Genomic DNA, 24,552 nt, shown 5'->3' with positions numbered 1-24,552 from the left:
CCTTCGGCTACAGGCACACCCCGCCGCCCAGGATCACCGAGATCCAGATGTGGTCGCACCCATGGCCGCACCCGTTGTCGCAGGGGTCGCCGCAGCAACCCGGGGCCGACTTGATCCCCTGAAGCGCGAGCACGTTCTCCATGTGGTTTTCTCCTTCGTTGAATGGGAAATCCGCCAGCGTCACGCGCTGGAGGTCAGTGGGGCCGGCGCGGTCCGCGCCGAGCCGTTCGGCGCCTGCGACGAGCGACAGGGGCGCCTAGAGGAAGGGCAGCAGCGTGCCTTCGCCGCCGCCGGCCAGGGTCATCGCGCGCAGCACTCCCGCGCTGCCCGTCGCGAAGTCCATCGACAGGCGCAGCGAATGGCTGCCCGGAAAGGCCAGCGCGCCCAGATAGTGGGTGGCGTGCAGGGAGACCAGCAGGGTCCGATGGCGGTGCATGGCCCGCTCGGTGTCGGCGTCCGCGCCACGGCGCAGCAGAACCGCCAACGCGCCGAGCATGCCGGCACGTCCCGAGAACAATCCGGCCTCGGACACGAACTCGGCCTGGCACGACCGTTCCAGCACTGGCAGGTCCGGCGCGCACGCCGCCTCGGGCAGGTAGCCGACGATCATGTCGCCGACGAGCGCGAACCCGGCCGAGCCGGCGGCGAGGCTCGACGACAGGCGCCGGCCCGCCGACGCGGGCGACGATCCGTCGGATCCGTATCCGCAGTTGCCGAGGTCACGGCACAGCGCCAGTTCCGCGAGTCGCAGCCAGGGCCGGTCCAGCGTGTGCTCGTACAGGCGCAGGAAGAACAACGCCGGTCCGGTCCAGCCGCGCAGCAGCCCGACGGCGGCGTTCGAGCGGGGCCTCGTCTCGGCCAGCTGCTCCGCCAGCCGCTCGCCGATGGCCATCGCGTCCGTGACCAGCGCCGCGTCCCGCCAGGTCCGGCCCAGGTGCAGCAGGTTGAGGCCGATGCCGGCGAGGCCGCCGCCGAGCCGGTGGTCCCGGCTGGCGCGGACCAGCGGCGCCGCCGCCTCCACCAGAGCCGCCGCCTCCGTCCGGTGGCCGAGGAAGTCGAGCACGTAGGCGACGCCGTGCGCCCCGTCGTAGAAGCCGGGACGCCGCACGGGTTCGCGGCGCACCGCGTCCAGCAACCACTGCTCGTACCCGGGATGACGGCCGCCGCCGCTGACCGCAATCGTGTGCAGAACCCCGGCCGCGCCGTACGCGAAGCACGTGCCGCCGAGCGAGAACTGCTCGATGTCACCGGGGAACAGCCGGTCCTGTCGCTCCGGCGTCGCGCTCGCGCTGATCGCCTCGACAACGGAGTCGCGCAGCGCCGCCCAGCAGAATTCGGGCAGCGCGCCGCCGCCGTGCACGGCATCGGCCACCATGCAGTCGGGTTCGTCCGGTCCGCACGCGTCCGCGACCGGTCCCGAGGGCAACAGCGCGGCCTGGCCCGGGTCGAGTTCGGCGAGCACGTCCTCGACATAGCCCGCGGGCAGCGGAAACCGTCGCCGGACGAACTCGGCATGGGCGCGCAGCTTCGCCGGCGCCAGTGCGGTCAGGGTGGTCATCGGCAGGAACATCCACAGTCGCAACGCCGCGAGCGCGTAGTCGTCGACCGCGAACCCCATGCGGTCGGCCGGGGCGCCGAACCCGGGCGCTCCGAACGCCGGCCGCCGCCGCCGGAGGCCGACGTCGAAGGCGAGCTCGAAGTCCACCAGCGAGACGGAGTCGTCGACATCGACCAGAATGTTGCCCGGATGCAGATCGGCGAAGACGACGCCCCGGTCATGGATGTCGGACAGCAGCTTCTCGACGTCGGCCACCACGTTCAGCGCCCTGCGGGTGTACGAGCGCAGCTCGTGCGACGACGCCTCACGTTGATGGCACGGGTACTCGTCGGCCTGCCACTGGGCCAGGCTCCGCCCGCGCATGTGCTGCATCACCAGGAAGTCGTGCTCCCACATCGCCAGCTGGTCACGCAGCTCCGGCACACCGGCGATGCCGGCGAGGCGATCGAGCATCCGCCCCTCGTGGTAGAGCCGGTGCACCGCGTCCGTGCCGTCCCACTCCATGGCGGCCAGTGGCCGCGCCTCCTTCAGCACGACCACATCGCCGCCGTCGGCCGGACGGGCCAGATAGACGCCGCCGGCGTTGGAGAAGTGCAGCGCCTGGTCCACGCGGTACGGGTAGTCGACCGTGGCCGCTCCCTTGCGCACTTCGAGCTGGGGTAACAGGATCGCGGGCAGCGACACCCAGTCCGGGGGTTGGAACACCGGCTCGCGCCGGTCGGGGACCAGCACTCCGTCGGGCCTGCGCAGCGCCGGCACCGGCCGTCCCGACTCGTCGGACGTCCAGAGCTCGACGAAGGCTCCGTAGCGCACGTACAGCGGCCCCTCGTCGTAACGCAGGTCGGACAGGATGTACGGTCCGCGTTCCCCGACGAGCGCCAGGGAGAGATCGACGAGGATCCGGGCCAACTCCTTGTCGTCGACCGGGTAGATGGTGACGAACTTCCCGCTCGACTCGCGCGGCGCGTACTTCGAGTTCCGCGCCACCAGGGCCTTCTCGCTGGTGATGAACTTGAACGGCACGCCACGCGGCAGGCAGTAGTCCGCCACCGTCGCCAGCACTCGTGCCGCGTTCTTGGGCACGGCCGAGACGTGCACCTTCCATCCCTGCTCGGGCCCGCTGTGCTCGGCGGGGCGCAGGAGGGACCAGACACCGAACTGAGAACGCTCCCATCCGGGCGGACACGAACGCGCCGGCACGTCGAACGAGTCGTGATCACCCCCCCAGTTCGCCGGGGTTTCGTAGAACTGCGGATCCTCAAGGCAGAAAGCCTCGTAGCGCATATCCATCCAAAAACCTTCTCTTCAACGGCGAATGCCCCGACAAGGACTCGGGCGCCACCGCGCGAGCAGTTCCACAAGAACGCGTGCCGCAACCGACCTCGGCGGGCGGGGACATACCCTCGCGGCCAACCGCGCCCTTCGTTCCCCCACGAAGCACAACGGGTGCAACTCTCGCAGATAAAATTCGTTTCACACGCCTGCCATGCGGGTGAACCGGCGCTCACGGCCACACGGGGGACACCCGCTCGCCGTAAACCCCGACACGGCCGCCGCTGGACGACAAACCCAAGGAAACGCCCGGAGCACCGCACATGCATCGCGGGCCGAGATAATTGCACGCCTACATGAATAATTCTCACGATTAACATGAAGGATCTTCGTGTAAGCCAGCCGATTTCGCGCGGCTATTGACCCGAACAGCAGTTGACCAATCACCCTCGCGGCCGTTGCCACACACCCTCAGTGCCGTCAACATGAACGAGGCGCGATTTGATCGACCAGACGGAGCAATCAAATGACGCCATCTGGCCCCTACTCGCAGCCTGGCGTTCACCGGGACCGGATCACCCTTCAGCCGGGATCCGCCGCGCCAAGGACCACAGCCCAACCGGCGCTGCACCGTCTTTCTATCGGTCGCGGTGGGGGTGACCCCGCTCCCCGCGAAACACCGAGCGGCGGCGAACCCCGCGCATGCGAAACACGACAGGCGAAGTTGGATACATGAGCAGCAAAAAAACACTCGAAGCCCACATCATTCAATCAGCGACATCGCCTTCGAGGAGGTGCCAGCAGGAAGGCCGAGGTGGCATCCACACATGAACAAGAAATGGGCGGCGGCCCTGGTCACGGGCGCCACCGACGGCATCGGCTGCGCCGTGGCGCACCGACTGGCGGGCCTGGTCGACACCCTCCTGATACATGGTCGGTACCCGACCAGCCTGATGGAACTGGCGGCGTCGCTCGCGCCCGCCAACCCGGGGACGACGATCATCCCGCTCAAGGCCGACCTCGCCAGCCTCGCCGAGGTCCGCTACATGATCAATCGAGTGTGCGGCAGCCTGGACCGGCTCGACATCCTCGTCAACAACGCGGCCACGGCCGGCATCTACCCGAGAACACTGTCCGCCGACGGGCACGAGATGACGCTCCAGGTGAACTATCTCGCCCCGGTGATGCTCACCGCCGGCCTGTTCCCGCTGCTCACCACCCCCGCGCACAGCCGAATCGTCAACGTGGTGTGCAGTCCGCAACGCAACGTCAAGCTGCGCTGGCACGACATGTCGCTGGAGCACCGCTACCACCCGGTGACGGCCTACGCCCAGTCCAAGCTGGCCCTCACGCTGCACACCGCCGGCCTGGCCGACATCCTGGCCGACAGCTCGTGCAGCGCCGTGTCCGTCGATCCCGGAACCGCGGACACGAAGCTGCACCGCCGGGCGTTCGGCTGGCCGGCCGGGCCCGTGGCGGCGGCCGCGGACTGTGTGCTGTACGCCATCACGGCGTCGACGGGCGTCAAGGGTTCCTACTTCGAACAACAGCTGCGGACCGAGCCTCCGACCGAGCACTCGAGTCCGCACGCCCAGCGGCACCTCGACCGGATCACGGCTAACATGCTGAACATCCACCTGCCTTGGGTCGACATGGTTTACAGCCCCTTGACGAAGACACCCGCGAGCTGACCGGGCGAGCCCTGTCCGGAAGCCACCACCCCACCAGCGGGAGTCGACGGGACGGGTCGACTCCCGCCTGGACGGTGTCCTTGCCACCCGTCCCAACCGGGGTGCGCGCCCCACTGTGTCGGACGACCCAACGGTTGGGAATAGCAGGCCGTGGCGCAAGGACGACAGATGCGTCTTTACGCCTCCGACGACCGCCCTGTCAGGCCACACGTACCCCGAGGATCAATGCATGCTCGAGATTGTTGGCCTCGATGCCACCGCCGAGGCGGTGTACGAAGCACTTGTCGACAACCCACCGCTGACGGTTGAAGAGGTGAGCGGCACTACCACCCTGGACCGAACACGCGTCCACGACGCGCTGAACACGTTGGAGGCCAATGGGCTGATCATGCGCACCGAGGGGGGCTCACAGGTGTTCGCCGCGACTCCCCCCGACGTCGCGCTCGAGGTGCTGCTGCTGGAGCAGCAGGAGAGGATCAAGCGCACCCGGTTGTTCATGGAGCAACTGGCCGCGCGGTACCGCCGAGCGGCCGCCGGCCGCAACCCGGCCGACCTGATCGAGGTGATCTCCGGCCGACACGCGGTCGCCCAGCGCGTCGAGCAGATCCTGCGCAGCACGAGCACCGAGGTCCGCTTCATCGACAAGCAGCCCTACGTGATCGCCCCGGAGATGCTGGCTCCCGTCGAGGCGGAGATGCTGCGCCGCGGGGTTCCCTACCGTGGTCTCTACGATCCGGTCGGACTGTCCACTCGCGACATCCAGACCGAGATCGAACCCGCGATCGCCCAGGGGGAGCAGGCCAGGGTGCTGGCGGAGGCGCCCATCAAGCTGATCCTGGCCGATCGGCGGCTCGCGCTGCTGCCGCTGCGGTCCGACCCGCACGCGATCGAGTCGGTCCTGGTCGTGCACCCGTCCGCGCTGCTGGAGGCGCTGGACGCGCTGTTCGAGACGCTCTGGCGCACCGCCCTGCCGCTCCCCCCGGTCGGCGGCCGGGCCGCCGACGAGGACCATGGGCTGCCGCAGGAGGACGCCCGCCTCGTCGCCCTGCTGACCGCCGGCCTGCCGGACCGGATCATCGCCCGCCAGCTGGGGCTGTCCTACCGGACCTTTCAGCGCCGGATCGGCGGTCTGCTGGAGCGATTGGGGGTTCGCACCCGTTTCCAGGCCGGCCTCCAGGCCTCCTTCCGTGGGCTGGTCCCACCACCGGACGAGCACGACGACCAGAAGCCGATGCCGCACGACTCCCCCGGCCAGTGACGGGAGCCGCGGTGGCGAGCATCGCTCATGATCGGCGGCGGGGCCGGGGGCCACCCAGATGGCCACCTGTGTCGGCCGGCGCCCCGATGCAGACTTGCTCCATCACGGCCGGGATGCGGTCGCTTCCTCAGCAGAACTCGTCCGGCCGGTCCAGGCACTGGAACGCTCGGCCGGACGCCGACATGAGTCAGGACGACGAGTTGACCCTGCGCGCTACGGACACCGCACGAGGTGATGCGGCGTGACAAGGCGAGTAGTGATCACCGGCATGGGGGTGACCGCTCCCGGCGGCGTCGGAATTCCCGCGTTCTGGGAACTGCTGACCTCCGGGCGGCCGATGACCCGGCCGATCACCCTGTTCGACGCCACCGGGTTCCGGTCACGCATCGCGGCGGAGTGCGACCTGCACCAGGCCGCGCACGGCATGAACACCGGCTGGCTGGACCGCTACCTCCAGTTCGCCGCCACCGCCACCACCGAGGCGCTGCACGGTTCGGGGCTCAACGTGGTCGAGGAGGACGAGTGGCGGGTCGGCGTGGTGATGGGCACCGCGCTGGGTTCGGCGGCCTTGCTGGAGCAGAACTACGTGGTGATGAGCGACGGTGGCTCGAAATGGGAACTGGACCACCAGTACGGCTCGCCGCATCTGCGTCTGGCGTGGACGCCCAGCATGCTCGGCGCGGAGATCGCCCGGCTCTGCGGCGCCCGCGGCCCGGTGCACACCGTGTCGAGCGGCTGCACGGCCGGGATCGACGCGATCGGCTACGCCGCCCAGCTCATCCTGGACGGCGATGCCGACGTCGTGGTGACCGGCGGCGCCGAGGCGCCGATATCCCCCGCGACCGTGGGGCGCTTCGACGCGATCGGGGTGACGTCGTCACGCAACGACGATCCCGAGCACTCCTGCCGGCCGTTCGACCGGGAACGCGACGGCTTCGTGCTCGGTGAGGGAGCCGCCGTCCTGGTACTCGAGGAGCTCCGGCACGCGATCCGGCGAGGCGCGACCGTGCTGTGCGAGGTCGCCGGCTACGCCACGCTGAGCAGCGCGCACCACATGACCGGGTTGACCACCGACGGCCGGGTGCTCGCGGTGGCCATCACCCAGGTGCTCAACCAGGCGCGCCTGGGCCCCACGGAGATCGACTACATCAGCGCGAACGGCACCGGAACCCGCCAGAACGACCGGCACGAGACCAACGCGGTCAAGCTGGCTCTCGGGCAGTGGGCGTACTCGGCGCCCATGAGCTCGATCAAGTCGATGGTCGGGCACGCGCTCGGCGCCAGCGGGGCGATCGAGCTGGTCGCGGCCGCACTGGCCGTCGACCGTGGCGTGGTGCCGCCGACGGCCAACCTCACCGTGGCCGATCCCGAGTGCGATCTGGACTACGTTCCCGACATCGCCCGCGAGCACCGCGTCGGCGTCGCGCTGTCGCTGGCCAGCGGGTTCGGCGGGTTCCAGTCCGTGATGGCCTTGCGCCGCCCCGATTCGGGCCGCGGGGAAACGAGTCGGCCGTGACCGAGCCTGCGAGGGAACCATCCAGCACTGCGACCTCGGTCGCGGACCTTCGTGCTCCGAGCGTCAGTGAGGAAGGTCCGTGACCGAGCTTGCGAGGGAACCATCCAGCACTGCGACCTCGGTCGCGGACCTTCGTGCTCCGAGCGTCAGTGAGGAAGGTCCGTGACCGAGCTTGCGAGGGAACCATCCAGCACTGCGACCTTGGTCGCGGACCTTCGTGCTCCGAGCGTCAGCGAGGAAGGTCCGTGACCGTCACGGCCGTGATCACCGGGGTCGGCCCGATAGCGCCGGGCGGCATCGGCGCGACGGAGTTCTGGCAGGCCACCTCGGCGGGCCGGAACCTGTTGGCGCCGATCACCCGGTTCGATCCCGAGGGCACCCCGGTCACCGTCGCCGGCGAGGTCGGCTTCGACGCCGACGAGCTGATCGAGCGCCATTACGTGGTGCAGGCCGACCGGGCCACCCAGTTCGGTCTCGCCGCCGCCGACCTCGCCATGGCCGACGCGTTGTTCTCGCCGCCCGCGCTCAATCCCTTCGCCGCCGGCGTGATCACCAGCAGCTGTGTCGGCGGCGCCGAGTCCGGGCAGCGTGGGCTCGGCAGGCTGTGGCGCGACGGCCCGCACCACCTCAGCCCGTACCAGTCGATCGCGCCGTTGCACGCGGCGACGACCGGGCAGGTGTCGGTCCGCGACACCATGAAGGGGCCGTGCGGGGTCATCGTCACCGACGAGGCCGGCGGTATCGACGCGCTGGCGCACGCCCGACGCGCCCTCCGACGCGGCGCCCGGATCATGATCGCGGGCGCGGCCGAGGCGCCACTGTGCCCCTACGCGCTGGCGCCGCAGTACTTCGCGCGAATGCTCACCGAGTCGGCCGATCCCGACGCCGCCTATCTCCCGTTCTCTCACGGCGCATGCGGATACGCGCCGGCCGAGGGAGCCGCGATGTTCGTGGTGGAGTCGGCGGCCGACGCCGCCGAGCGGGGCAGTCGGCCCAGGGCCGTGATCGCCGGGCACGGCGCGACCTTCAGCGCGGTCGCCGCCTTCGACCCGTCGGGCGAGGGGCTGGAGATGGCGTGCCGCAAGGCCCTCACGGCGGCCCGCTGCCAGCCGGAGGACATCGACGTCGTCTTCGCCGACGCGACCGCCATCCCCACGGCCGACCGCGCCGAGGCCACCGTGATCAAGTCGCTGTTCGGCACGAAGGTCCCGGTGACCGCGCCCAAGGCCGGGTTCGGCCGGGCGTACGCCAGCGCCTCCGCGCTCGACGTCGCGGCCGCCGTCCTCAGCCTCGATCACGGGATCATCCCGCCGATCCCGGCGCTCGCCGAGCCGATCGACGACCTCGACTTCGTCGTCGGCGCCCCGCGCCGAGCCGAGCTGCGCACCGCGCTCGTGCTCGCCCGGGGGTACGGCGGCATGAACTCCGCACTCGTCTTGCACCGCCCGGATCACTGACGACGCCCGGCGACCACCGATTCGCGTCCGCCCGCGGCGCCCGCAACCACCTGCTAAGGCATTCGAACCATGTCCTCGATCCCCGAGCTGACCTACCAGGAACTCGCGTCGATCATCCTCAAACACGTCGGCGTCACGGTGAACGTCCACCGGTTGAGCCACCGGCTGACGACGTTCGCGGACATCGGGGTGGACTCCGTCGGCATGCTCGCGGTCGTCCGCGAGCTCGAGCACCGCCGGCGGGTCGACCTGGGCGGGACGGCGGCGCAGGACTGCCCGACCCCGCGCCAGCTCCTGACCCGTCTGCGCGAAGCCCAGAACGGCGCGGTGTGACCGGTGGCGGCGCACATCGAGAACGAGGTCCTCATCGGCGCGCCGGTGGACCTCACCTGGCGGCTCGCCAACGACATCGAGCACTGGCCGGACCTGTTCGGCGAGTACGCGTCGGTGCGGCTGCTGCGCCGCGACGGCGCCGCGTCCCGGTTCCGGCTCACCGCACCGCCCGACGCCCGCGGCAGGGTGCTCAGCTGGATTCTCGAGCAGCTGAGCCGCCCCGCGCGCCGGACGGTGCACGCCCGGCGAATCGGGCCGGGTCCGGTCGAGCAGCTGTCGGTCCGGTGGTGCTGCATCGGCATCGGCGGGGTGGCGACGCGCCTGCGGTGGATTCAGGACTTCACGACGCGGCCGGACACCCCGATCGACGACGCGGCGATGATGTCGCACCTCGAGTTCGGTTCGAGCACGCGGCTGGATCTGCTGCGCCGCAGGATCGAGTCGGTGGCCCGCGCGCAACGGCTGACCGGCGACGGGTGAGGACCCCGTCGCCGGTGGGGCGGCAGTGGTCACCCGTGGCGGATCACATGGTGGAGCACCATAAATCGGCCAGCGAGGTCGCCAGCCCGATACGGGGGCGCCAGCCCAACGACCGCGCCGCGATGGTGACATCCGCCTGTTGCCAGGGAATCTCCGGCGCCGGCCCGGGTGTGTCCTCGCTTTCCCTTATCTCGCCTCGGAGTCCGACTATGCGCGTCATGGTGTCGGCGAGCGTGCGCAGCGGGACGCCGCACCCGCTGCCGACGTTCACCACCGGCCAGTCCAGCGAGGCCGCCGTGACCGCCGCCTCGACCGCGCCCGCGACATCGCGGGCGTCGACGAAGTCCCGAACGACGTCCAGCGGTCCGAGCACGACATCGCCGTCCGTCCCGGCCGCCCGTCCGATCTCCGTCACGACCGGTCCCACGACGCTGTCCACCGACATCCCCGGCCCGATGGCGCTGAACACCCTGAGCACGGTCGCCTCGAGACCCGCGGTCCGCGCCGTCATGACCAGTCGGGTGGCGGCGAGCTTGGTGACGCCGTAGGCCCCTTCCGGGCGGACCGGCGCGTCCTCGTTGATCGGCCTTCCCACGTCGGCGATGCCGTACTCGGCCGAGCAGCCCAGGTGCACCAGGCGAATCGGCATGTCGCTGTCCAGCAACGCCTCCACGAGCGAGGACGTGGCCGTGACATTGCCGGCGACCATCGCCGCCGGATCGCCGTTGGTGACACCGGCGCAGTTGACCACGACGTCCGGCATCACCGCCTGGAGCATCGAGCCGATCGCGTCCGGACCGCACACGCCGAGGTCGAGCGAGATGTGCCAGGGCGACGCGGCCAGCGGCGACCGGCCCAAGGTGATCACGGTGAGGTCCCGGTCGTGGGCGAGCCTCCGAGAGACATGGCGGCCGAGGAATCCGGCGGCGCCAAGGACCAGAACACGTCGCATGCCGTTCTGCACCTCTTTCACTAATCGGATCGGCACCACCGGACAAGCCGGCAAAGCAGCGATCCACAACCATCACCACGCGCACGAGCACGGCCTCGATGTCATACGCGCCTGGCGTTCGACATCGAGCCGGAACCGTTGACGATGGCCAGATCGGGCAACCAAAGACGATCAAGCTCACTACCGCTGGTCGATTATGGCCGCAACTCGTTATCCGTCCTACAAAGAACGGTATTCTTCACCCGTCCGATAACAATGGCCGGCCGGTCGCGCCGAGCGGCCCGGCGCCGTTCAACCGGTCGCGCGGACCCCGTCACCCGAGTGCCGCAAGTTGCACATCCCAAGGTGACGGCAGGTAGTCACGCGCCAAATCTCGCGGAACGGCGAGCGGCGAGGCCGGCCCGACGGACAGCGGCGGCCACTTTTACTACTCTCTGTAGCCAAGTGAGCAGAGCTCGTCATTTCTCATGCGATCCGAGTTGCGTTTCTCGCAGCTCAGCCCGGGAATGGAGCCGATCCGTCGTGAGCCCCGCGGCGGGCGAATTCGTGGGCAGGCCACCTTGCCCATGCCGTTTGCCGACAGCAATACGTCGAATTCGTCCAGGTCGGCGGTTCGCGCCGAGGGCGTCGGGGCGCCCACGCCGTCCGGCTCGCGCTCCGGCTGCGGTTCCCGCTCGTCGTCGTCGCCGCGGTCAGCACGGTGCCGGTCCGTTGGGGCGAGCAGGTTCAGGTGCAACACGATGTGGTCATTCCTTCGCTTCCGATGGTTCGATGGCATTCGCCGCGCTGTCCGGATCCGCCTCGGCCAGATCGCGCAGCCACCGTTCACAGCCCAACGTTCGGGACAGCGCGACGCGCTCCAGGTCCGACTCCGGCATCCCGTCGCACGCCGACCGCAGCCGATCGGCGTCGACGAGCCCCAACCGCGCCAGCGCGGAGTCCTCGCACAGCGCGAGTAGGTCGGCGCGGCGCCGGTCGGGTTCGACGGGCTCCGGGGCCGACAGCGCCGGCTCGAGCGGGCGGCGCAGCGTCGCCTGCGGGACGACGCCTCGCATCGCCTCGACCAGCAGCGCCCGGTCGCGCCCTGGGCCCGTCCGCTCGTGCGGACGGACGGCCAGGCACGCCTCCACCACTCGATCGTCGAGGAACGGAGCCGCGATCGCGACGCCGGCCGACGCGACCAGGCCGGCGATGCCGCGCACGCGGTAGGCCACCTGCCGGACCGCCCACAGCGCGTCGTGCTGGCCGCGGGTCCGGGCCAGTGGACGCACGTCCGCCGCCACTTCCCCGATCAGCTCACGCACCGCGTCCGCGGCATCGGCGGTCGCCCACACGGGAAGCCGGAAGGGGGATCCCCAGCCCGTCGGCGCGTTGTCGCCCGCCGACAGGCCCGCCGTGAGCGCACCCGCCATGTCGACGAGCCAACTGCCGTAGTCGCGTCGGTCGGTCCAGATCTGCGCCATCGACCTCCGCGACCAGCGCTGCGCCTCCCGATAGCCGCGGGCACGGGACAACGCGAGGAGCGGTCGGGTCAGCGCGAGGTCGCAGAGGTGGGCCCAACCGTCCTGCAGCACTTCGGACGCGCCGCTGTCGGCCAGGTGCGCCCGGCAGCCCGCCTCCGCCAGTCGGCGGGCCGTGCCAAGCATGTTCGCCCGGTTCTCGATGCCGGTGAGCGGTTCGTCCCCGGCGGGTCCGGGCATGGACACATCCGCGTACGGCGGCCGCACCTCCCAGGGCGACACCGCCAACCGCCGAACGTGCGGGAGCCCCCGCGCCGCGCGCTCCACGCCGGGCGAACCCTCGTCGCCGGCGGCGATCAGAACGGTGAGCTGCCGGCCGCTGCTGGCGGCCAGATAGCAGATCGCGGCCGAGTCGATGCCGCCGGCGAGATCGCAACTCAGCGTCGGCTCCGTGTAGGCGCGGCCCCACACCGCGGTCTCCAGGGCCAGCCGCAGCGCGCTCGCCCCCGATTTCAGCCCCAGGTTCGGTTCCGGCGGCTCCCACCAGCGCACCACCTGGCCGGCGCCGGTGTCCGACACGCACAGGTAGCTGTCCCCCGGAACCGCGAGGATTCCTTGCCACAGCGGCTCATCCGCCAACGGGTACGGCGCGGTCGGCACGAGCAACCGCGCGGCCAGACGCCTCCGGGCCACCGCGGCGCCGGTCATCCGGGCGAGCAGGTCGCCCCGGTCCGTCGCCACCGTGACACCGTCGACCAGGGCGTGGAACACCCGCCGCAGGCCGGAAACGCTGCCCTGGACACGCAATCGCCCGCCCACCGTCGCGATGAGGTGAAAACTGCCGGGGAGCGAGGCCGCGACCGCGTCGACGTCGGCGACGTCGCGGATCCGCGAGGCCAACTGCGCCAGCGCGGCGACGCCGACCGGACAGTGCCCCACGACGGCCAGCCGCGTCGGGCCGGCCTCGGCGAGCAGGAAATCGCCGTCCGGCCACCGACCCACCAGCCACGGCCGTCCCGAGCAATGGTCGATCCGCGTGGCGGCGGTCGGAACCGCGGCCGTGGCCGCGGTGGCGCGTTCGGTGTCGGGCAGCACGACGAACCACGCCGTGCCGGGCTGCGCCGCCGGCAGGCGCCGGTCCGGTCGCACGTCCCTGGTTGCGCACACCGCTTTCCCTACTTCGATCGAAAGGCGTCAACGACTTCGGGGTCCATCCGCGCACCGCCCTCGCCGGCGGGTGCCGGGCATCCCCGACCGATGCCCGGCACCCGCCGGCTCAGACCATCTGTAGGGCCTGAGCGCCCCGATCGCCCAGGCGTCCTCCGGTCGGCGACGCGAATCGGCCACGCCGCGCGAACGGGCCGATCCCGGGCCGCGCACGTCGATCACGGGTGAACGGCGGGCGGGGCGTCGGCCCCCATGGACGCCCGCAGCCACAGTTCGCACGCCACGGTCTGCTGCAGCGGCTCGTGCAGCCGGTCCGGCGAGGTCGAATACCGCAACGCCGCCCGCAGTTGGCCGGTGTCGACGAACCCGAGGTCGGCCAGGTGCGAGCCCTCGCACAGCACGAGCAGGTGGCCGCGGTTGGCACGGATCCCGGCCTCCTCGTCCGCCGAGCGGTCCACCTTGCCGTTCCTGGCCTGCAACCGCGCCGGGACGATGCCCCGCATCGCCTCCCTGATCAGCGGCTTGTGCCGCCAGGGGTTGGCCCGTTCGTGCGGCCGCACCGACTGACACGCCTCGATCACCCGGTCGTCGAGGAACGGAGCGGCCACGGCCGTCCCGCTCGGAGCGACCAGCTGGCCGAGCGACCGGACGAGCCTGGCGCGGCCGCGGATCGCCGACAGGTCGGTGTGTCGCCCGCGGGTGCTCGCCAGCGGAGCGGCCGTGCCCGCGATGGCGGCGAAGCTCTCCCGGATCAGCGCGTGGGCGTCCGGTGTCACCCACGGCGGCAGCGTCGGCGGGACGTCCCACTCCAGGTCGATCAGGCGCAGTCGGGAATTGCCGCCGGCCAGCCGGACGCCCGAGGAGCTCAGCCAGGAGGAGTACGGCTGCGCGCGCAGCGCGGTGACCATGCTCGGCAGCAGGGGCCAGCGTGTCCGGGCGCGGAATCCACGGAACATGTCCACCGCGCGCAGCGGATGGGTGCGCAGCATCGTGTGCAGGTGGCTGGGCGCGCCCACGAGCACCTCGTCGCCACCGTGACCGGTCAGGTGCACCTGCGATCCGTGCGCGGCCATCCGCCGGTAACCGGTCAGCAGCTTCGCCCTGTCGATCACGCCGGCGGAGGGCTCGTCCAACGTGTCGTCGGCGCCGGCGATGCCGTCGTAGGGGAGGGGAAGTTGGTCGCGCGGCAACACGTCGTGCACCACGCCCGGCAGTTCGACGATCGCCCGGTCGGCCCAGAGCAGGTCGTCGTCCGCCGGGTCGAGGGCGCACGCGGTGTAGGCGATGAGCTTGCTCTGCCCTCGCGCGGCCAGAAACGTCACCGCCATGGAGTCCAGCCCGCCGGAGAGATCGCAGCTGGCCGTCTCCGTTCCCGGCAGCCTGCACCGCACGGCGTCCGACAACGCCGTCGCCAGGCGCCGGGCGCCCTCACGCAACGGCAGCACCGGGTCCGGCGGTCGCCACCACCGGATGGCGCTGGCGCGTCCGCTGGCCTCGACGAGCAGGAAGCGGTCGGCGGGCAGCGCCGTGACGCCCTGCCACATGGGCACGTCGTCCAGCGGGTGCGGGCACATCGGATCGAGCAGCGACAACGCGACCGCGCGCCGGTTCAGCTCGGCGCCGATGAGCCAGCCGAGCACATCGGCGCGGTCGGCCGCGACCACGTGGCCGTCCAGCTCGGCGTGGAACACCCGCCGAACACCCGAAGCCGTGCCCTGGACCCGCTGCCGGCCGCCCAGGTCCGCGATCACGTGACAGCTGCCCGCCATGTCCGCCAGCGCGGTGTCGAGCGCGGACACGTCCCCCGTCCGTTCCGCCAGCCGGGCCAGGTTGTCCGCCGAGACCGCGGTGTGCCCGATCAGCGCGACCCGCGAGCGGCCCGCCACGTGGAGCATGATCTGGTCGTCCGGCCAGCTGCCCACCAGCCACGGTCTTCCCGACGGATAGGCCACCGAGCGGGTCGCGTGGTGAAGCAGTGCGAGAACGGCCTCGGCTCGCGTGGGCACATCCGGCAGAACGACGAACCACGGTGTCCCGGGCGTCAGTTTGGGAAATCGCATTATCCCTCGGCAGCGTAAGATTCTTGCGTTTGCGGCGGGGCGGCGGGACAGCGGCGGCGCCCGCGCGAATCGCGGAGACCGCAACCGCGGAAATCGAGCGGCGACCACCGCCATGGTCCTCAGGCGCGCGCAGCCGACCACGTGGCGCCGCGGCGGTTCATCGTTTCCGGCGGGTCGTCCGCGCATTCGACCCCGGCTCGACGTGAACTTCTGCCACGCTCGCCGACGCGCCGGAACGGCGAGGCGGCGGCGACGAGTGGAGTTCGCGGCAGTATGAGCATTAACGGAATCAACTCCCTGGTGAATCTCCGCGGCCGCGCACAGGAAAAGGACAACGACATAATCGGCGCGCCCGCCGCCGCCGCGTCTGCATCTATCAAGAGATCACGATCAACACCGTAACAACGACCCCCCATGACGGGGAGGGGCCATCCGACTGGCCCTGGGAACTCCGAGCCCGAAAAGGGAGAACCGGCGCGGCCGGCATCCGGCTCCGGGCGCGGAGAAAGTAACGCAGCCCGCCCGCCGCCGCCCGAGGACGCGTCATCCGGTCACCGGCGAGGCGGCTCACCGGTCCCGGCGGACCCCGCGCGGGCGCTCTCGTTCCGACCGGACTCGTGACGCTCGTGCGGCGCAAGACCCCGCAACGGCCGGACGGCCGTTGCGGGGTCCAGTCCGCGACCGCCGCGCACCGGCGGACCGTAGGGTCCGCCCCCCAGCTCGTCGATCACGAGCGCGACGACGAGGACCGACGCCACGGCGACACAGATCCCGCCCAGCGTGTCCGTGGCGTAGTGCCAGTTCCGACCCACGAGCGCGACGGAGACCGCCAAGGACACGCCGAACCCGAGCAGGGTCAGCATCGCCTTGACCATGGGCGAGGTCAGCCACGCACTGCCGAGAAACAGCACGAGGACGACCGTGACCTCGGCGGCCGTTCCCGTGGTGTGGCCGCTCGGGAACGCCAGCTGGCCGTAACGGGTCCGCCCGACCGTCGGCTTGAGCAGGAATTCGGTGATGAACACCGCCGCGGTCGGACCGGCGACGGCGAACAGCACCGTCCGCCAACGCCCCAGCGCGGCGCTCCCCAGCGCCAGGCCGACGACGAGGGCGGCGACGGGCAGCGGATCGCCGATTCTGATCACCTGTTCCATCAGAGTGGCGTGATGTCCGGCGAGCCGGTGCACCCAGTGGGCGACGAACCGGTCCACGCCGGCGGGCGAACTCTTCTGATGGAACGACGCACCGAGCCCGGCCACGATGATGACGCACAACAGCACGGTCATCGTGGCGGGGTAACGCAGTCGTGTCGGAACCAATAACTCCATCTCGCGACGAATGTTTTCAGCGTGCACAATTCACACTAGGTCGACGAGGACGTGACCGGGGCCACGTCACTCGGATGGACGTCGACCATACGGCTGGCGGCGAACTACCGACGTGGCCGCATACCGTCACTCGCGTTCGGGGCAGACTTGCTTCAGCTCACGAAGAAACATCGCCACCGATCCTTGGGGGAACGCGAGGACTGGCCCACTCGGATTCTTGGAGTCGCGCACCAGGGTGCGGTCCACACGTACCGCCATCTCAACGCACGCGCCCTGCCCGACACTTCGACTGCTCTTGCGCCAGACCAGGTCCGCCAGTTCAACGTTGTGCAACTACAGCTCCTCAGTGATTCGGTGGATGAGTCGGATCGTTTCCCGCGGGTCGACCGCCTTGCGGCACAGATGGTCGAACACTCGCGAGTAGTCGGCGATCTCATCGAACTTCTCCAGGTAGAGACTTCCGACCTGGGTCTCGAGATAAACGACGTCCCGGTCGCTCGGCTCCGGAAACCGGAGCATCATAAAGGGACCGAGCATGGCCGGATGCGCTCCGGCGGAAATCGGCAGCACCCGCACCGTGACGTTGGGCAGCTCGGCGAGCTGGACGAGGTGTCGCAGCTGCTCGCGCATCACCGCCCGCCCGCCCACGGGGCGCCGCAGAGCGGCCTCGCTGTGCACGACGTGCAGCTCAAGCGGCCGCTCGTCATGCAGCCGGCGTTGCCGCTTCAGCCGAAGCTCCACTCGTCTGTCGACCTCGTCGACAGACGACGCGTCCACTGTGGCCAGTGTGACAGCGGTCGCGTAGTCGTGTGTTTGCAGTAGTCCGTTGACCACCTCGCCTTCGTATGTGCGGCACTCCGCCGCCTCGGCCTCCAACCCGACGTAGGTGGCCAACCAGTCGGGGAGCACATCACTATAACTATGCCACCAGCCCTTCTTCCCGGAATCCCTCGCAAGCTGGATCAGGCGGGCGGCCTCGACCCCGGTGACGCCGTACAAATCAAGCATAAGACGCACGTCGCCGACGCTGACCGCGCCCCGTCCCTTCTCGATGCGAGAAACCTTCGGATGCCGGCAGTCGAGGTACGCGGCGACATCCTCGAGCTTCATCCCTGAAATCTCTCGTAGTCGTTGCAACTCGGCCGCCAGGCGCCTGCGGCGGACCGTCGGACTGTAGTCAAGGGCCATCGACACTCCTTAGATTGTCGACACGACCCCCACAGACTCCCGCTTATCAGGAGTATGGGGCTGAAGCGGGGCCAGTACACAAGCTGGATGGAACTCTTGGGGGTCCGCCGAAAGTGTTCTCTTGCGGAGAGGCCGTTCGGCGCAACGCCCGGAAAACCTCGATGGCCGATGTACAGCGCTGTACGTACACGGCAGGCTCTAGCCAGTCAGAACGTACCGCCCAGGAGATGACCGAACGTGAACCGTCTTCATTCACTGGGCATCATTTCAGGAGCCGACGGACGGCGGGACGGGATGCTCGAGGAGGCTACCGGACGACGGCGCGGATTACCGGTCACGCCCTCCGCACCGTCCGCGCTGTCGGCTCCTGGCACTGGCACCGGGAACACGTTGTCGCGCCCGCCCGGTGCCAACCCCGCCGGGTGGCGGTGCGGCAATCCTCCGCCGCGGCGCCCACCGTCACCCGGCCCTCAGCTGCGGTGGGGACGGGTTGTCCCCGTACCCGTCCTCACCGCACCCCACCGGCGCCGGACCGACCCGGCCGGCGCCCTCGAGACGCCGTGCGGCGCAGGGCCCGCCCCGTGGCTGGCAGGCCGCCGACTCGTCGCACGGTTCACCGCGGTGGGGCCGGAAACCGTACGCCCCTCCCCACTCGGCCCCACCGCGCCTCCATCCGTCCACCGTGATTCCGGTGGCAGAACGTAAGGTGATGATCGATCATGTTGAACGTCGCCGTGCCCGCGGACCGCCCCCCCGAACAGATGGCGGCACGGGCGCAGGCATACCAGCAGCTCTACGACTGGCCGGTGTGCGTGTCCCCGGACACGGGCGAACTCGTGCTCGCCGTGAGCGCGGGTGTGGACGCCATCGCCGTCCGCGGCGAACTCGGCCTCCAGACCCAGCGCCTGCTGTGCGCCCGCCTGCTCGCGGGCCCCGTGCTGCTGCTGCCGAGGGACGATCCGGAGCAACTCCCGGACTGGGTGTTCCTCACCGGTCCGGCGCAGAACCTGTCCCGGCAGACGGTGGCGGACATCGGACGCGCCGAGGTCCGCCTCTGGCCGCACGACGAGTTCGTCCCGCTGCCGCCGTCGCGGCTGCCCGGCGGCGAGGTCCGCTGGTCCACCAGTCCCATCCTGGGGCGTCCGCTACCCCCGTGGATCAGCGTGATCGGGGCGATGCGCTGGTGCGCCGCCAATGGTGGCGCACCGTGACATGCGCCTGCAGCGCGCACTGCATGTGCGCGCTCGAGCTGGTGCTCGCCGTGCTGGGCGTGCTCCCCGACATCGTGATGGCGGTGCGGGACTGGCCCGGGCGGTCCGACCGGTCGGCAGGCGCGCGCACCGCGAGCCGCCCGGCGGGCGCCCCCGCCGGGCGGCTCGACCTGGCCCACCCCGAAGGCGCCGGTGCGGTGCACCGACGGCGCATGAAGCACGTTCGCCACGACCGCAGTCGTCCACAGACAAGCCGATTCGGCTCAGACCGACGTTGATCACCCAGTGGGGGCAGTACATATGGACCAGTCCAGCCGAAGCCACGGATCCGCCAACGGCTGGGCGCCAGGCACGGCGCTGTTGCCCCGTGGCCTCTGCCTTCCCGAGGTGCACCTCATCGGTGGCACCCGGGCGGAGGCCGTCAAGCTCGCGCCGGTCGTCGAGGCGATCCGCGCTCGGAGCCGAATGGGCTGCCTGATGGTGGCCAGCGGCGAGCAGGAGCTCGTTTTCGACCAGGCGCTGGAAGTGTTCGCGATGCGGCCGGACATTCGGCTGCCGGTCGAACCACGGGGCAGCCGGCCCGAACTGCTCGGCTCGCTCACCCGGCTGCTGGACGAGCACTTCGCCCGTCGCCGGCCCGCGGCGGTCGTGGTCCAGGGCGACAGCACGACCGCGCTGGCCGGCGCGCTCGCCGCATTCTGGCGCGGGATTCGCGTCGTCCATCTGGAAGCCGGCCTGCGGACCCACGACCTGCGCGCGCCGTTCCCGGAAGAGGCCAACCGGCGCCTGATCGCCCGCCTCAGTTCGCTGCACCTGGCCCCGACCGCCGGCGCCGCCGCCAACCTGCAGGCGGAGGGTATCGGCGGTCCCGGCGTGCTGGTGGTCGGCAACACCGTCGTGGACGCGCTGACGCGGGTCGCCGGCCGGCCCGTCAGCTACCACGATCCCCGTCTCGCGGCCGTGGAATGGCGGGCGCGCAGCGGGCAGACCCGGCTGGCGCTGGTGACCGTGCACCGCATCGAGTCCCTGGGCGCGCCGCTGACGCGGATCATGAACGCGCTGCGCACGCTGCTGGAGCGCTACCAGGACGTGGAGATCGTGTTGCCGATCCACCCCAACGACGCCGCGCGCAAGCAACTCATGACCGGGTTGTTCGGTGTCGAACGAGTGCACTTCACCGCGCCGCTGCCCTACGACGAGTTCTGCCAGCTGCTCGCGACCGCTCGACTGGTGCTGTCGGATTCCGGTGGCGTGCAGGAGGAAGCGCCCACGTTCGGGGTGCCGGTGCTGGTGCTGCGGGACCTGACCGAGCGGATGGAAGCGCTGGAGACCGGCGACTCCCGGCTGGTGGGCTCCGATCCGCAGGTGATCGTGGACCTGGCCGCGCGCATCCTCGACGAGCCCGCCGAGCGCGGCGGCGCCGCCGCCAATCCGTTCGGGGACGGCTACGCCGCGCCGCGGGTCGAGCACGGCATCGCCTGGCTGCTCGGACTGGAGAAGCTGCCGCCGACCCCGGCGTCGGCGGTGCGGTACACGCCGTCGGAGCGCGTATGGCGGCAGCCGGCGGCCAGGACCTGACGCTCACGGCCATTTCCGAAGGGGGCTCTTCGGTCGGCCGGGTTCTTGGCAATCGTTCGCAAGCGTCGTAGTCTGGCGTCCCGCGCGCCGACCGCGGGCACATTCCCATGATCGCTCGATCAGTCTAGGGATCATGAGCAACCGGGCTAGCTACTCCCATCACACGGCCGGCAGGCGAGAATCGGCATCCCGCACGCTACCCTGGCACAGCGTTCGCCGAGGCCGTTTGTCCGCGAATGACGAATGCTCAGGACGGCGCATCCTCGTGCGAAATACCACACTTCGCACATGCCGCGTGTCGGCGGCACATGGAAGAAGTCACGAGCACGATCCCCGGCCTCGCACCGCGAGCACATCATCGGATCATCGCGACAGGAGACCGGAAGTGGAGGATCGGCCAATACCTGAGTTGATTTCCGACCTGATCAAGCGCGCCAGGACGGAGCGCGGCCTGAGTCAGACCGGCCTCGCCATGTCCCTGGCCGACGTGTCGGGCCAGGACACCGTGACCCGCTCCGAGGTGTCCAGGTGGGAACGCGGCAAGCGCATCCCCACCCGGCACTGGCTGCGCTGGCTCACCGTGGTCCTCGAGGTTCCGCTGGAGCGTCTCGAATGCGCGGCGACGTTCTCGAGGAGATTTCGGACGGTGAAATCGGTTGCGGACGTGCTTCCCATGGTCGACGGGAGCGCCGAACCGGGAGCAATACCGCGCCAGACCTCGTACGATGTCACGGTAAACCGCGGATACGACCGCGACACATTCCGCACGCCGGGGGCCAAATAGTTGGCCTCTTACCGAGGCGCGCCACCACCGGCAAGCTTTGCGATAGGGTCCGCCGGCTTGCAGACGCGCCAAAGGAAGAGCGCACAGAAAACGGTCTGCAGGCCCCGTGTCAGCAGATCCTTCGGGAGGGAATTCGCGATGTTCTCCGCGACCCACCGGATTGGGCAACCCTCCTGACAAAACCAAGCGCTTCACCACTATTTGTCTGAAGGAGACATCACAATCATGAGGCGTTCTCTCTCGGCCCTCGTCGCAGCGGGCATCGCTGCGCTCTCGCTGATCACCGGCGCCGCTGCCGCGTCCGCGGCGCCGCAGACCGTGCCCAGCGTGCAGAAGTCCTTCACCTTCGTGATCGACCAGCTCGCCACCCGCGGCCCGAACGGCGCGGCCGACCAGTACATCCAGATCAAGAACCTCAGCCAGGTCCCGCAGGACCTGAGCGGCTTCAAGATCGCGGTCGCGCCCAGCCCGTCCCAGATCTTCGAGGTGGCCTCGATCCCGCAGGGCACCATTCTCCAGCCGGGCCGGGTGTACGTGATCGCCAACCCGCAGGGCTACAGCGGCCCCGTGGTCGACCAGTTCTTCACCAGCACCGTCCCGCTCACCGACCGGGTCGGCGTGGCTCTGCTGTCCCCGTCCAACGTCACGATCGACTCGGTGGCCACCATCGCGTCCTCGCCGTTCGTGATGGGGGCGCCGGCCTCGCCGCTGACCAACGACCAGCCGCTGGCGCTCGTTCGGTTCACCAACACCAACAACAACGCTGTCGACTTCCACATCGCGCCGCGGACCCCTGGTCTGCCCAGCCCGGTGTCGCTGTTCGCCTCCACCGGAATCTGACAGCCTTCTCCACCGCGACGCGGTGACCCGGCCGGACCGCCGGCCGACAGCCGTCACGACAAGGGGCCTACCGAGACTGATGTCTCGGTAGGCCCTCTCGTTCGCCGGCCGGTTTACGGTCGGCCACTCTCGCTCAGCCCGTACCTGCGGTGCAGTGCGCGCAGCGGCGCCGGCGCCCACCAGGTCCACCTGCCCGTCAGCCCGATGAAGGCCGGCACCAGGACCGGCCGCACGAGGTACGCGTCCAGCAGGACGGCCAGGCCGGCGCCCAGCCCCATGAACTGGATGAACGACACCTTCGAGGTCAGCAGGCCGAGGAACGACACGCACAACACCGCCGCGGCCGCGCTGATCACCCGCGCGCTGTGCGACACCCCCTGGATCACGGCGGCCCCCAGTGCCATCCCGGCGTTGTGCTGCTCGGTGATCCTGGCCAGCACGAACACCTCGTAGTCCATCGAGAGGCCGAAGGTGATGCAGAAGACCAGGATCGGGAACACCACGGACTGCGTGCTCGGGGTGAACCCGAGCAGCGTCTGGAGGTGGCCGTCCTGAAACACCCACACCATCGCGCCGAACATGGAGACGAGCGTCAGCAGGTTCAGCACCAGCGCCTGCAAGGGCAGCACGATGCTGCCGGTGAGCAGGAAGAGCAGGAACAGCGAGGACAGCGCGATCAGCGCGAACGCGAGTGGTACTCGGTCGGCGACCGCCGCCGTGACGTCGACGAGCTGTGCGGACTGCCCGGTCACCAGCACCTTGCGTCCGGCGGGCACCGGCACTGCCCGGACCGCGCGGGCCAGGTCGGCGCCACGGGCCGAGTACGGCTCGGCGTCGGTGAGCACCGACAACCACGTCGCGCCGGCGTACTGGAACCGCGTGCCGGCCGCACCCATGGGCGCGATCGGCGCGCCGTGGGCGTAGGAACCGGCGGCGCTGTCCACCCGGCGCACCCCCGGCAACCCGGACAGCCGCTGCGCGTAGTCGGCCAGGTCGTCGTTCGCCTCGCGGCTCGACTCCCACCGCCGCGCCACGACGGACAGCGAACCGTCGCTGGTCGCCGGGAACTGCTCGCGCAACTGGTCGGCGACCTGCCTGCTCTCCGCCTGCGCCGGCAGCACCCGCTCGTCGGCGAGACCGAACCGGACGTGCAGCAACGGCGCGCCGAGCACCAGAAGGAACATGATCACCGGCATGGCGGTCGAGACGGGATAGCGCATGACGACCGCGGCCAGGCGGCCCCACCGGCCCACCGCGTGACCGGTGCGGATTCGGCGCCCGGGCAGCGGCCACTTCTCGATGCGGTCGCCGAGCAGCACCAGCAGCGCCGGCACGACGACAGTGGCGCCGAGCACCGTCACGCAGACCACCGCGACGCCGGCGTAGGCGAACGAGCGCAACAGGTACTGGTCGAACACCAGCAGACAGGACAGCGCGACGGCCACCGTCGCGGCGCTGAACAGGATCGTCCGGCCGGCGCTGCGCATGGTCGCGGCGAGCGCGGCCGCGATGTCGGGCCGCCGGCGGCGCTCGTCGCGGTAGCGCGAGACGAACAGCAGGCTGTAGTCGACCGCGAGGCCGAGGCCGAGCGCGGTGGCCAGGTTGACCGAGAACACCGAGACGTCGGTGAGCATGCTCAGCACGCGCAGCACGGCCAGCGTGCCGACGATGGCGAAGATGCCGATCAGCAGCGGAACACCGGCCGCGACGACGGTGCCGAACACGAGCAGCAGCAGACCGAGCGTCAGCGGGATCACCACGGTCTCCGACGTGGCGAGGTCGGCCTTGGCCTGCGCGTCCATATCGTTGTTCGCCTGCAACAGGCCGCCGAAGCGCACCCGGACGCCACCGGTGACGCCCAGTGAGTCGTGCAGTTGCTCGACCCGCTTGGCCATCTGGTCGTCGTTTCCGAGCACCCGCAACAGGATCAGGCCGGCGCGGCCGTCCTCGGCGCGCAGCTCGGCCGCGGGTGTGTCCCAATAGGACCCGACGAGGATCACCCCGGCGGCCAGCGCGAACCGCCGGGTCAGCGACTTGCCGGCCGCCGACACGTCGGGATCGTCGACGCGGCCGCCGGGCTTGTCCACCAGCACGACCAGGTTCGGGTTGCTGTTGGGGAACTTCTCGGCCAGCAGCTCCCGGCCGCGGATCGACTCGGAGTGCCCGACGTCGTACCCGCCCACCTTGAGGTGCTCGACGGCGCCCACGGCGAGCACACCGGCGATCACGGTGAACAGGACCGCCGCGGCGACAACCGCCCTCGGCTGGTGGAGAATCAGGCGCAGCAGCCTGCTCCCGCCCACGGACGTCGCCGCGGGCCGGGGGATGGTCTTGTTCGTGCGGTTGGTCACATCATTCACCTGTCGTGTGGAAGAACGGGGCCGGAACAGGGCTCGCTCGGGCGGCGCGGCGAACGAGC

Annotated in this window: 21 protein-coding genes; 11 read left to right on the top strand and 10 right to left on the bottom strand. The window is 70.3% G+C overall.

From position 1 onward, the window contains the following. Positions 1 to 7: 7 nt before the first annotated feature. Together BCF44_RS55925 and lanKC are read right to left on the bottom strand one after the other, a co-directional pair. Positions 8 to 184, bottom strand: coding sequence for a hypothetical protein (locus BCF44_RS55925; protein ID WP_170217931.1), 177 nt, complete (start codon positions 182 to 184; stop codon positions 8 to 10). A 72-nt stretch (positions 185 to 256) separates the two neighbouring features. Beyond that, a complete protein-coding gene (gene lanKC, locus BCF44_RS35870) occupies positions 257 to 2,848 on the bottom strand; it encodes a class III lanthionine synthetase LanKC (RefSeq protein WP_116178920.1) in 2,592 nt (863 codons plus the stop codon). 809 nt (positions 2,849 to 3,657) lie between these two features. Here lanKC and BCF44_RS35865 point away from each other — a divergent pair. From BCF44_RS35865 to BCF44_RS35840, 6 genes are all read left to right on the top strand, one after another. After that, positions 3,658 to 4,521, top strand: a complete 864-nt coding sequence (locus BCF44_RS35865) for an SDR family NAD(P)-dependent oxidoreductase (RefSeq protein ID WP_116178919.1) — start codon at positions 3,658 to 3,660, stop codon at positions 4,519 to 4,521. A 229-nt stretch (positions 4,522 to 4,750) separates the two neighbouring features. After that, entirely contained in the window at positions 4,751 to 5,779 is a 1,029-nt protein-coding gene (locus tag BCF44_RS35860) for a helix-turn-helix domain-containing protein (RefSeq protein ID WP_116178918.1), read from the top strand. Between the two features lie 241 nt (positions 5,780 to 6,020). Continuing rightward, positions 6,021 to 7,295: a beta-ketoacyl-[acyl-carrier-protein] synthase family protein gene (locus BCF44_RS35855; RefSeq protein ID WP_116178917.1), complete on the top strand. Its 1,275-nt coding sequence runs from the start codon at positions 6,021 to 6,023 to the stop codon at positions 7,293 to 7,295. A gap of 245 nt (positions 7,296 to 7,540) precedes the next feature. After that, a complete protein-coding gene (locus tag BCF44_RS35850) occupies positions 7,541 to 8,752 on the top strand; it encodes a beta-ketoacyl synthase N-terminal-like domain-containing protein (protein WP_116178916.1) in 1,212 nt (403 codons plus the stop codon). A gap of 69 nt (positions 8,753 to 8,821) precedes the next feature. Beyond that, positions 8,822 to 9,085 (top strand): acyl carrier protein, encoded by a 264-nt coding sequence (locus BCF44_RS35845; protein WP_116178915.1) that lies wholly within the window; start codon positions 8,822 to 8,824, stop codon positions 9,083 to 9,085. Between the two features lie 3 nt (positions 9,086 to 9,088). Continuing rightward, a complete protein-coding gene (locus BCF44_RS35840) occupies positions 9,089 to 9,565 on the top strand; it encodes an SRPBCC family protein (RefSeq protein ID WP_116178914.1) in 477 nt (158 codons plus the stop codon). A 43-nt stretch (positions 9,566 to 9,608) separates the two neighbouring features. Here the strand turns inward: BCF44_RS35840 and BCF44_RS35835 are convergent, their stop codons facing one another. The 7 genes from BCF44_RS35835 to BCF44_RS35810 all read right to left on the bottom strand — a co-directional run bounded on the left by BCF44_RS35835 (position 9,609) and on the right by BCF44_RS35810 (position 17,720). Further along, on the bottom strand, positions 9,609 to 10,517 hold the full coding sequence (locus BCF44_RS35835) for an NAD-dependent epimerase/dehydratase family protein (RefSeq protein ID WP_147328758.1): 909 nt from the start codon (positions 10,515 to 10,517) through the stop codon (positions 9,609 to 9,611). 427 nt (positions 10,518 to 10,944) lie between these two features. After that, a complete protein-coding gene (locus BCF44_RS54865; RefSeq protein WP_147328757.1) occupies positions 10,945 to 11,256 on the bottom strand; it encodes a hypothetical protein in 312 nt (103 codons plus the stop codon). Between the two features lie 7 nt (positions 11,257 to 11,263). After that, positions 11,264 to 13,144, bottom strand: coding sequence for an asparagine synthase-related protein (locus BCF44_RS35830; protein ID WP_147328756.1), 1,881 nt, complete (start codon positions 13,142 to 13,144; stop codon positions 11,264 to 11,266). 218 nt (positions 13,145 to 13,362) lie between these two features. Next, positions 13,363 to 15,066 carry an asparagine synthase-related protein gene (locus BCF44_RS35825; protein ID WP_246015965.1) on the bottom strand — a complete coding sequence of 568 codons (1,704 nt, stop codon included), beginning with the start codon at positions 15,064 to 15,066 and terminating at the stop codon, positions 13,363 to 13,365. A 689-nt stretch (positions 15,067 to 15,755) separates the two neighbouring features. Next, positions 15,756 to 16,490 (bottom strand): phosphatase PAP2 family protein, encoded by a 735-nt coding sequence (locus tag BCF44_RS35820; RefSeq protein ID WP_116178910.1) that lies wholly within the window; start codon positions 16,488 to 16,490, stop codon positions 15,756 to 15,758. Positions 16,491 to 16,658: 168 nt separating this feature from the next. After that, on the bottom strand, positions 16,659 to 16,865 hold the full coding sequence (locus BCF44_RS35815; RefSeq protein ID WP_116178909.1) for a DUF397 domain-containing protein: 207 nt from the start codon (positions 16,863 to 16,865) through the stop codon (positions 16,659 to 16,661). Next, the gene (locus BCF44_RS35810; RefSeq protein ID WP_116179135.1) at positions 16,866 to 17,720 is read right to left on the bottom strand and encodes a helix-turn-helix domain-containing protein; all 855 of its coding nucleotides are present in this window, start codon (positions 17,718 to 17,720) and stop codon (positions 16,866 to 16,868) included. Positions 17,721 to 18,439: 719 nt separating this feature from the next. Here BCF44_RS35810 and BCF44_RS35805 point away from each other — a divergent pair. From BCF44_RS35805 to BCF44_RS35785, 5 genes are all read left to right on the top strand, one after another. Next, positions 18,440 to 18,931 (top strand): hypothetical protein, encoded by a 492-nt coding sequence (locus BCF44_RS35805; protein ID WP_116178908.1) that lies wholly within the window; start codon positions 18,440 to 18,442, stop codon positions 18,929 to 18,931. 23 nt (positions 18,932 to 18,954) lie between these two features. Next, positions 18,955 to 19,209, top strand: coding sequence for a hypothetical protein (locus BCF44_RS35800; protein ID WP_116178907.1), 255 nt, complete (start codon positions 18,955 to 18,957; stop codon positions 19,207 to 19,209). Between the two features lie 109 nt (positions 19,210 to 19,318). After that, positions 19,319 to 20,509 (top strand): non-hydrolyzing UDP-N-acetylglucosamine 2-epimerase, encoded by a 1,191-nt coding sequence (gene wecB, locus BCF44_RS35795; protein WP_246015964.1) that lies wholly within the window; start codon positions 19,319 to 19,321, stop codon positions 20,507 to 20,509. 385 nt (positions 20,510 to 20,894) lie between these two features. Continuing rightward, positions 20,895 to 21,293, top strand: coding sequence for a helix-turn-helix transcriptional regulator (locus tag BCF44_RS57980; RefSeq protein ID WP_246015962.1), 399 nt, complete (start codon positions 20,895 to 20,897; stop codon positions 21,291 to 21,293). A 225-nt stretch (positions 21,294 to 21,518) separates the two neighbouring features. Continuing rightward, complete coding sequence (locus tag BCF44_RS35785; RefSeq protein ID WP_116178904.1) at positions 21,519 to 22,133, top strand: lamin tail domain-containing protein; 615 nt, start codon at positions 21,519 to 21,521, stop codon at positions 22,131 to 22,133. Positions 22,134 to 22,246: 113 nt separating this feature from the next. On the opposite strand, the gene BCF44_RS35780 is transcribed toward BCF44_RS35785, so the two are convergent. Next, positions 22,247 to 24,484, bottom strand: coding sequence for an MMPL family transporter (locus tag BCF44_RS35780; protein WP_170217930.1), 2,238 nt, complete (start codon positions 24,482 to 24,484; stop codon positions 22,247 to 22,249). Between the last annotated feature and the right edge of the window lie 68 nt (positions 24,485 to 24,552).

It is taken from the genome of Kutzneria buriramensis, from assembly GCF_003387475.1.
Lineage (GTDB): Bacteria > Actinomycetota > Actinomycetes > Mycobacteriales > Pseudonocardiaceae > Kutzneria > Kutzneria buriramensis.
The sequence above is the reverse complement of the archived record's forward strand: the minus strand, read 5'-3'. Positions and strand labels throughout refer to the sequence as shown.

Coding starts and splice junctions, on each gene's coding strand:
- lanKC (WP_116178920.1), bottom strand. CDS start 2,848: ATGGATATGCGCTACGAGGCTTTCTGCCTTGAGGATCCGCAGTTCTAC.
- BCF44_RS35865 (WP_116178919.1), top strand. CDS start 3,658: ATGAACAAGAAATGGGCGGCGGCCCTGGTCACGGGCGCCACCGACGGC.
- BCF44_RS35860 (WP_116178918.1), top strand. CDS start 4,751: ATGCTCGAGATTGTTGGCCTCGATGCCACCGCCGAGGCGGTGTACGAA.
- BCF44_RS35845 (WP_116178915.1), top strand. CDS start 8,822: ATGTCCTCGATCCCCGAGCTGACCTACCAGGAACTCGCGTCGATCATC.
- BCF44_RS35835 (WP_147328758.1), bottom strand. CDS start 10,517: ATGCGACGTGTTCTGGTCCTTGGCGCCGCCGGATTCCTCGGCCGCCAT.
- BCF44_RS35820 (WP_116178910.1), bottom strand. CDS start 16,490: ATGACCGTGCTGTTGTGCGTCATCATCGTGGCCGGGCTCGGTGCGTCG.
- BCF44_RS35810 (WP_116179135.1), bottom strand. CDS start 17,720: ATGGCCCTTGACTACAGTCCGACGGTCCGCCGCAGGCGCCTGGCGGCC.
- BCF44_RS35805 (WP_116178908.1), top strand. CDS start 18,440: ATGTTGAACGTCGCCGTGCCCGCGGACCGCCCCCCCGAACAGATGGCG.
- BCF44_RS35800 (WP_116178907.1), top strand. CDS start 18,955: ATGTGCGCGCTCGAGCTGGTGCTCGCCGTGCTGGGCGTGCTCCCCGAC.
- BCF44_RS35785 (WP_116178904.1), top strand. CDS start 21,519: ATGAGGCGTTCTCTCTCGGCCCTCGTCGCAGCGGGCATCGCTGCGCTC.